Below are 8,089 nucleotides of genomic sequence, written 5' to 3'. Positions count from 1 at the left end.
TAAGGCAAAATTAAAGGGCATGAGTCCGGTTGAATACCGAATTCATGCCCAGGAAGCTGCCTAATATTTGTGTCTAACTTTTTGGGTTCAGATCAGTTTAAACAGTCCCTTTTCCTTACTTAATTGCCCCATTTTCTACGGCTAACTTTTCAAACGATTTTTTTGTAGATAACACTAAAATTTTTGTTCCAAGTGGAATGAGAGGAAATAGTGATGTAATAACCTCATTTTGCATTCGAATACAGCCCTGTGAAACATACTTCCCTATTGATGCTGGTTGATTGGTCCCGTGAATTCCATAGATTCGTCCGTCGGTACCCTTTGCATCAAATCCAATCCATCTTGATCCTAGTGGATTTTTAGGACTTCCGCCGGGAATATCTTTTTTACGATAATAGGGGTCTTTTGCTTTAACTGTAACCGTAAAAAGCCCCTCTGGTGTTAGTTCCTGTGTTTTACCGGTTCCAACACTAACCACCGTTTGCACCTTATTATCATCAATAAAAGCCATTTCATTGTTGCTCTTATTTACAATAATAAAGGGATCTCCTGACAATGGGTTATGACCTAATGGCCAGAGCGGCGAAATGAAAAAAGCAATCAGGATGGGTGATAAGATTTTTATCATAAATTCCACCTGCCTTTTTCTTCCTAGTTTGCATCTTTTTTCTGCTTTCATGCACGAACAAAGAAAAAAAGATGGTCGTATGCTGACCATCTTTTTTCTAACATATTAAACTTCTTCACAATGTTGATCGAATTCTTTTTGCAATTTGCCAACCACATTCATTGGATCAAAGCCTTCAATTTGATGTCTTTCAATCATTGTAATAATTTTACCATCTTTTAATAAGGCAAAAGATGGAGAGGATGGGGGATAGCCGGTAAAATAGCCTCTAGCCTTTTCAGTTGCTTCCTTATCCTGACCGGCAAAAACGGTAACAAGATGATCGGGACGCTTATCATAATGAAGTGCATGTTCTGCTGCAGGGCGAGCGATACCGCCTGCACAACCGCAAACAGAATTAATCATAACAAGAGTTGTTCCCTTTTGTTCAAGAGCCTGTTCTACCTCTTCAGGTGTTTTTAGTTCTTGATAACCCGCTGACACGATTTCTTCACGCGCCTGGCGGACAACATCATTCATAAAAAAATTAAAATCCATGCTCATTTTATCGCTCCTCACTAAAATATACCTATATGTTCATATTACCAGTAAAAATGTAGGGATATCAAATAATAAATTTTCGCCAATTTAAATAAAACAGAGAGCCTGGCTTAGGCTCCCTGTCTCTTACAGTTTTCACATTATTTTTTCTCCGCCTTGAAAGTGATTGACACTTTGCTGCTTTCTGCATGATTAGAGCGGATAATACTTACATATACCTTACCTGATTTTTTTCCTAGTTGCTTTACAGTTAAAACAGCAGTTTTGCCTGTTGATTCTTTTGCAGCAATCAATGTTCCTGCTTTGCTGTATACCTTAATTACATCACCTTTTTTAAGGCTTTTGACTGTGATTTTATCTGCTTTTTTACCTTTATTATTGGTTACTTTGACTTGTGATTTTTTCAGTACTTTAGATGGTGAATACATCAAAGATGACATCGCAGAATAAAGAACACTCTTCTTTTTATCTAGCGTAGCTAAAAATTGTTCTGGAGTAGCATTTTCGTTAAGATACTTGGAATATTTTTTGATTTTTGAAGCTTTTACCTTTTTATTAATATTCCAGGTTTCATTTTTGATTTTTAGCGTAACACCAGTTAGGCCTTCACCATCAGGAATACTGCCAATATTTAAGGTTGTATATGATTTTCTCTCATAATAATGCTTGTCTAAGAAAATATCTGTTTTTACATTATTTTTGCTTGTTAACAACGCTTTAAATTCTGGGTCAGTTTTAAGTTCAGGCAGCATTTGCTTAAACTCGGCAATCCCATCTTTAAGATCATCTGCTGTCATTTTGGTGTCATCGCCGGCGACTTTATTAATTTCATTCAGAGCATTTACAATATCCACAATTGCCTTATCATCCTTTGATAAATTGTCAAGGAAAGACTCAAGCAGCTTTGGCACTTCATTTGCGTATACCTTTGCTTGAACACGATGACCTTTCACTTTAACTCCATGGACTTTATCCGTGGTATTTGCAGTTACCTTAAGATGGGCCGGGAAAGGATTTGGCAAATTCCTTACAACTGGAGCCATTAACTTTGTTTGCACATCTTTAATCAATTTTTGATCTGGTGAAGTTCCATTATCCATCGAAACACGAACTGGTTTCTTGGCATTATCAAGTTGAATCACCGTATATTTTTTGTCCATATATAATCGTAAAGGAATTTTGCCTTTATTATGAAGAATGATATTTCCTGTAACAGACACCGTGTTGGCATCTTGCATTTTTGTGTAAACTTCTAGTTTTGCATTATCGAGAAGGGTAAGTACTTTTAGTAAATCCTTGTCTTTTACTTTCGATTTTACGTATTTTAAATCTAATGAAGCAGTTGTTTTGCTCTCAGCGGAATTAATCTTTGAACTGCTAAGAACCAATTTGTTCAAATCAACACCCTTAACCGCTTGGCAACCAGTAATAAATAATACGGAGGCCATGATCAATAATATAAGTTTTTTTAACATGTTTCACTCTCCAACTATCATTCTATTTTCTCTGTTTAAATAAACAATTCTTTATGTATCCCCGCTATTTTCCCTATCAATCCACCATTCTATGTTTTGTTCTTGCAAACTAAAATATTACCAAAATAATATTACCACTTTTTGTATGAAATGGGTGAATATTTCACTGTTTTTTCGAAAAGTTTAATAGAAAAAAGACGGTAATCAGCCATTACCGTCACAAAGTTGAATCCAAGAATGTCCGAAAAAGACTTTCTACTGCCGAAGCAACCGTTTTTTCTCCGGCAATTACTTCATTCTCTATTTTTGGCAGTTGGTTCTTTACCCCTGGATGATGGTAAAAATGGTAATGAAGCTGATCACTAATTAATGCATAGAGCCATTCCCGTGATTGCGCCTTTCTGCGCTCATTAAAAACCCCTGAGGATTTACCTTTCTGTTCGAAAGATTGAATCATTTCCCAAATTCGACTTATGCCATCCAAGGTTAACGAGGAGCAGGTATATGCTTTGGTGGCCCAGCCTTTTGTCGCAGGCTGAAGGAAATGAAGAATGCGATTATAGTCATTTCGTGTTTTTTCCGCAATGGGCTTATTTTCACCATCTGCCTTATGAACAACAATGGCATCGGCCAGCTCCATAATCCCTTTTTTCATTCCCTGCAATTCATCACCGGCACCTGTTAATACTAGAAGCATGAAAAAATCGACCATATCCCTGATAATGACTTCACTTTGCCCAACGCCAACCGTTTCGATTAAAATCACATCGAAACCGGCGGCCTCGCAAAGGAGCATTGATTCTCTTGTTTTTCGATGCACACCGCCAAGCTTACCTGCAGATGGCGAAGGCCGGATAAAGGCGCGAGGATTTCTTGATAATTGCTCCATCCGTGTTTTATCACCTAAAATACTGCCACCGCTAATGCTCGAGCTTGGATCAATCGCTAAAACCGCCACCTTTAAGCCTAAGCTGCAGAGATACTCTCCAAACGCTTCAATGAAAGTACTTTTCCCGGCACCAGGTACTCCGGTAATTCCTATCCGAATGGAGTTTCCAGAACAAGGTAACAGCTTCTGCAGCAGTTCCTGTGCTTTTTGAAAATGATGTTCGGCATTGCTTTCTACAAGCGTGATGGCCCTCGCAAGAATGCTTCGATTTCCCTTCAATACTCCGTTATACAAATCATCTACGGAAACCTCTTGGGTATTGCGCTTTTTGAATCGAGAACTTTTTTGAAGGGAAGTTGATTGACCTTCAAGCTCTTGCCCCTTCCTTACGACACTTGAACATAAATCTGGATTTGATTGATCGCTCCATTCCGGTTTTTGATCAGCCGCCATTTATTCCGCCACTTCCTCATAGCCGAGCTGTTGATAGATTGCCTTAATAACCTTTTGTGCTGCTACCGGAATGACGGTTCCAGGTCCAAAAATTGCTGCCGCACCTTGATCATATAAGAATTGATAATCCTGGGCCGGAATGACTCCTCCTGCAACAACTAAAATATCCTCCCTGCCCAGCTTTTTCAATTCGGCGATAAGGTGTGGGAGTAGTGTTTTATGTCCGGCGGCAAGTGAACTCATCCCAATGACGTGGACATCATTTTCTACTGCCTGCAAAGCGGTTTCTTCCGGTGTTTGAAACAATGGACCGATATCGACATCAAACCCAAGATCCGCAAAGGCTGTTGCAATCACCTTTGCCCCACGGTCGTGGCCATCCTGACCCATTTTGGCAATTAAAATTCGTGGTCTTCTTCCTTCATTTTCGAGGAACTCGTCAGCCATATCCTTCACAACCGTGATTTCCTCTTCGTTGCTAAAGGCTGAGCTGTATACACCGCTAATCGAATAGATGATTGCTTTATGCCTTTTAGCCACTTTTTCGATGGCATCAGAAATTTCTCCAAGCGTTGCTCTTGCTCTTGCGGCCTTTACTGCAAGCTCTAACAGATTTCCTTCACCTGCTTCAGCTGCTTTCGTCAAGGCGTTAAGTGATTCCTGTACCTTTTGACCATCCCTGCTTTGCTTTAACGTATTTAATTTTTCGATTTGCTTCAAGCGAACAGCAGTATTATCAATATCTAAAATATCAATTGGCTCTTCTTTCTCTAAACGATAACGGTTTACACCAATAATGGTTTCGATACCGGAATCAATTTGCGCCTGTCTCCGTGCGGCTGCCTCTTCAATTCTCATTTTTGGAAGACCGGTTTCAATCGCGTTTGCCATTCCGCCAAGCCCTTCAATTTCATCGATATGCATCCAAGCTCTTTGTACCAATTCATCAGTCAGCTTCTCAACATAATAGGATCCTGCCCAAGGGTCAATTACCTTCGTGATTCCTGATTCCTCCTGTAGAAATAGTTGTGTGTTCCGAGCAATTCGAGCAGAGAAATCCGTCGGCAAAGCAATCGCTTCATCTAGTGCATTGGTATGCAGGGATTGTGTATGCCCCATAGCTGCAGCATGCGCTTCAATCAGTGTACGAGTCACATTATTAAATGGGTCTTGTTCTGTCAAACTCCAGCCGGACGTTTGTGAATGGGTTCTTAAGGCTAATGACTTATCATTCTTAGGATGAAATGATTTCATCATTTTTGCCCAAATTAACCGTGCAGCGCGCATTTTTGCCACTTCCATGAAATAATTCATCCCAATTGCCCAGAAAAATGACAATCTTGGTGCGAATGAATCAATTTCAATCCCGGCTTTAAGTCCTGTCCGAACATATTCCAATCCGTCCGCTAGTGTGTAAGCGAGCTCCAGGTCAGCTGGAGCACCTGCTTCTTGCATGTGATAACCGGAGATACTGATACTATTAAACTTTGGCATATATTTAGATGTATACTCAAAAATATCAGCGATAATTTTCATCGACATTTCAGGTGGATAAATGTAAGTGTTTCGCACCATATATTCTTTTAAAATATCGTTTTGAATCGTTCCGGAAAGCTTTTCCTGACTTACGCCCTGTTCCTCGGCGGTAACAATGAAGAAAGCCAGAATTGGCAGGACCGCCCCATTCATCGTCATCGATACCGACATTTGATCAAGTGGAATTCCCTCGAAAAGTGTTTTCATATCAAGAATCGAATCGATTGCCACTCCAGCTTTTCCAACATCGCCGACAACCCGGGGATGGTCAGAATCATAGCCGCGATGGGTTGCCAAATCAAATGCAACCGACAAACCCTTTTGTCCCATTGCCAAATTCCGTCGATAAAACGCATTACTCTCTTCAGCAGTTGAGAATCCAGCATATTGTCTTACCGTCCACGGCCTGTTGACATACATGGTTGGATATGGACCACGTGTATACGGCGGAAGCCCCGGCAGATCGTCTATATGATTCAAGCCTTCCAAGTCATCTTTGGTATAAAGAGCCTTCAACTTGATTTGTTCATTGGTTTCAAAAAGTAATTCTTCGATGGATGAATCCAGCTCTTGTTTCACTTTTTCTTCCCATTGTTCTTTAATGTTGAGCGGTTGCTCAGTAAAAAGGCGCAGGTTTTGAAAATCAGGCTTTTGCATCGGCCTTCACCTCCATTTCAGTAAGTATATGAGAAAGTGTTTCATAGCAATTGCTTTTTACATGAACGAACTCTTCAATACCTTCATGCTTCCACTGTACTGTTTTGTCCTGATCCGGTAATCCAGCAAAATAAAAGAGCTTATCTGGGAACTTTGCTTTCAGGAATATTAAGATTTCATGACCAATTGTCTCATATTGTTCGTTATCGCCGCATAGACAAAAATGCTGCGTTTTTTGACTTGCAACAAACGCTTCTGCAGATTCCTTTGTGAAAATCGGCTCACTTCCAACTGCTTTAATTCCCCCAGCGGAAACGAATCCTCGCATAAAGTCAAATCTTGCTTTATACTGTTTTAATTCCCCAAGACAAATCATCGACATAATCGGTGTAGAACTCGACCTTCCCTCGATTTCCTTTGCCTTTTCCCTTAGTTCCTCATACGGCTCTGCCAATCTTTTTTTCACTAATGGATTCATTTCAATCGCAGACTCTATTTTATTCATCTGTAAAAATTGAGGCTCGGCACCATTTAATAAATCTTCCAATGATTGAGAAACTAGATAGGCTGCTTCTTGTTCCTTTATGAGAGCAGAAACGGTTTCATCCAGATTTGCATACACATTCGTTCCTACAATACTCTGTTTTCTTGTAAAAGAATCTTGGAATCTTTTGTTTCTAACAGTTGCAATCTCATTTTGGAGCCAACCGGTTTGCAATACTTTCAGAATTCCGCCGTTTATTTCAATCTGCTGAAAGAACTCCCATGCTTTTTCAGCCAATTCTGTTGTTAATTCTTCGACATACCAGGAGCCGCCCGCAGGGTCAATAATAGTTTTCAGATGCGCTTCATGTTTTAAAATTAGCTGTGTATTTCTTGCGATTCTTTCTGAAAAAGAATTGGGACCTGTAATTTCATCAAAAGCACCAACATGCAAATACTGTATGCCCCCAATTACACCTGCAAAAGCTTCATTGCCGGCACGAAGAAGGTTAACATGTGGATCATAGATAGTTTTTGTAAATGTAGAGGTTTCTGCAGCAATTTCCATACCCCTGTTATTTTTATGAGCCCCGTAGGCTTCCGCTATTCTACTCCAGATCATTCGTGCTGCCCTAAGCTTAGCTATTTCCATAAAAAAGTTGCTGCCAATAGAGAATTGAAAAATCATTTTTGAAAGAATTTTCTCAAGCTTCATACCACTCTCAATAAACTGTTGGAGATAGAATACCCCTGTGGCTGCAGCAATTCCCAGTTCTTGAACAGCATTTGCCCCGCTGTTCTGATAGATGGATGTGTTAATCAGGATCGTACGTAAATTTGGAAAGACCTTTTCCGCTGTCTTGATATTTTCTACCCATACAGGGAGAAATTCTTTTGAAAAAGTTCCTTCTTCGCCAAAAAGTGAAATGGGGTCAGAACCAATATATCCAGTAATTTTTTCGTTATTTCCTTTAGATAATTTTGCTAGTAAGGCTGCCTGCAAACCTTTTGAATCAATGGCAATTGGAAAGTTTTCGGTCAAATCCTTGAACAAACTAGCTACATCAGCATCAGATTCAATTAACGCTTTTGAAACTTTAAACGAAATGGCCGTTTGCCCTTTACTGACGGAAGTTATGAGTTTTTCTCTTAGTTCATGAATGGTTGAATAAGAAATCCGCTGGGCCACCTTCCAATCATTCATTACATATCCAAGCGGGTATGTACCACGTCTAAAATCCGATTCGCCTGGATACTCAGAGGGTGTTTTCTGATCTTCTTTGGAATAAAGCGGTTTCAAAATAATGTTTTCATATGTTGGGCTTTGCAAGGACTCAACTTTTTTCCCTTTTAAAGATTCTTCGGCTTTAGCTTTCCAATCAAGTTTTGTTTTTGAAGGAAAAGACTGATTGCGCAAATCTTCCAAAC

The 8,089-nt window shown here is 39.7% G+C and carries 6 protein-coding genes; all 6 read right to left on the bottom strand.

The genetic code is table 11. The annotated features are described in order from the left end of the window. Positions 1 to 115: 115 nt before the first annotated feature. The 6 genes from M028_RS0103045 to M028_RS0103020 all read right to left on the bottom strand — a co-directional run bounded on the left by M028_RS0103045 (position 116) and on the right by M028_RS0103020 (position 8,087). Positions 116 to 628, bottom strand: a complete 513-nt coding sequence (locus M028_RS0103045; RefSeq protein ID WP_026572590.1) for a L,D-transpeptidase — start codon at positions 626 to 628, stop codon at positions 116 to 118. A gap of 105 nt (positions 629 to 733) precedes the next feature. Continuing rightward, on the bottom strand, positions 734 to 1,171 hold the full coding sequence (locus M028_RS0103040) for a BrxA/BrxB family bacilliredoxin (RefSeq protein WP_026572589.1): 438 nt from the start codon (positions 1,169 to 1,171) through the stop codon (positions 734 to 736). Between the two features lie 137 nt (positions 1,172 to 1,308). Further along, positions 1,309 to 2,643: a hypothetical protein gene (locus M028_RS0103035; RefSeq protein ID WP_026572588.1), complete on the bottom strand. Its 1,335-nt coding sequence runs from the start codon at positions 2,641 to 2,643 to the stop codon at positions 1,309 to 1,311. A gap of 217 nt (positions 2,644 to 2,860) precedes the next feature. Next, complete coding sequence (gene meaB, locus M028_RS0103030) at positions 2,861 to 3,985, bottom strand: methylmalonyl Co-A mutase-associated GTPase MeaB (RefSeq protein ID WP_026572587.1); 1,125 nt, start codon at positions 3,983 to 3,985, stop codon at positions 2,861 to 2,863. Continuing rightward, complete coding sequence (scpA, locus tag M028_RS0103025) at positions 3,986 to 6,178, bottom strand: methylmalonyl-CoA mutase (protein ID WP_026572586.1); 2,193 nt, start codon at positions 6,176 to 6,178, stop codon at positions 3,986 to 3,988. Continuing rightward, positions 6,165 to 8,087, bottom strand: a complete 1,923-nt coding sequence (locus tag M028_RS0103020) for a methylmalonyl-CoA mutase subunit beta (RefSeq protein ID WP_026572585.1) — start codon at positions 8,085 to 8,087, stop codon at positions 6,165 to 6,167. The genes scpA and M028_RS0103020 overlap by 14 nt, the downstream gene beginning before the upstream one ends. Positions 8,088 to 8,089 lie beyond the last annotated feature (2 nt).

Source organism: Bacillus sp. UNC438CL73TsuS30 (genome assembly GCF_000482325.1).
In the GTDB taxonomy this organism is placed as follows: domain Bacteria; phylum Bacillota; class Bacilli; order Bacillales; family Cytobacillaceae; genus Neobacillus.
The sequence above is the reverse complement of the archived record's forward strand: the minus strand, read 5'-3'. Positions and strand labels throughout refer to the sequence as shown.